This is a genomic window from Neisseria sp. P0022.S010 (assembly GCF_051956635.1).
In genome coordinates, this window is sequence record NZ_JBQCXF010000774.1 from 1 (window position 1) to 774 (window position 774).

The window sequence follows — 774 nt, forward strand, 5'->3', positions numbered from 1 at the left end:
AGACTAAATCATAAGGCCGTCTGAAGATCTGCTTTCAGACGGCCTTTTATCTTATTAAACCTGCCAATCAATCGGCTCTAAACCATGCGCCTGTAAATAAGCGTTTGCCTGCGAAAAATGTTTGCAGCCGAAAAAGCCACGATAGGCCGACAAGGGAGAAGGATGCGGCGCGGTCAGCACCAAATGACGGTTGCGGTCGATAAACGCGCCCTTCTTCTGCGCGTGGCTGCCCCACAGCATAAAGACTAAATGCTCGCGTTCCTTATCCAATTGTCGGATGACTTCATCGGTAAACGCCTCCCAGCCAAAAGTCGCATGGGAATGCGCCGAGCCGGCACGGACAGTCAACACCGTGTTCAACAGCAATACGCCCTGTTCCGCCCAATGCTGCAAATAGCCGTGTTGGGGAATCTGAAAGCCCTCAATATCCGTCGCCAGCTCTTTATAAATATTGACCAGCGACGGCGGCACTGCAATTTCAGGTTGCACGGAAAACGCCAAACCATGTGCCTGACCCGCGCCGTGATACGGGTCTTGCCCCAATATCACTACTTTTACATTTCCGAATTCAGTCGTCCGAAAGGCATTGAATACATCGCGCTCAGGCGGATAAACGGTTATCCCCGCCTGCCTTTCATGGCGTACCTTCTCCAAAATCGTTTGAAAATACGCCTTCTCTTTTTCCGTACCAATTGCCTCGTGCCAAGTCTGCATTATTTGCCGCTCCGTATTTGAACGGACTTATTATAACTGAAATAAATTTCAGCCTTAGCC

Annotated in this window: 1 protein-coding gene; it reads right to left on the reverse strand. The window is 50.0% G+C overall.

The window, feature by feature from the left end; genetic code table 11:
* Window positions 1-54 precede the first annotated feature (54 nt).
* The gene (gene ung / locus ACTHUT_RS21320; RefSeq protein ID WP_250600556.1) at window positions 55-714 is read right to left on the reverse strand and encodes a uracil-DNA glycosylase; all 660 of its coding nucleotides are present in this window, start codon (window positions 712-714) and stop codon (window positions 55-57) included.
* Window positions 715-774 lie beyond the last annotated feature (60 nt).

Excerpts from the sequence above, each read along its gene's own strand:
- ung (WP_250600556.1), bottom strand. The coding sequence starts at position 714 with ATGCAGACTTGGCACGAGGCAATTGGTACGGAAAAAGAGAAGGCGTAT.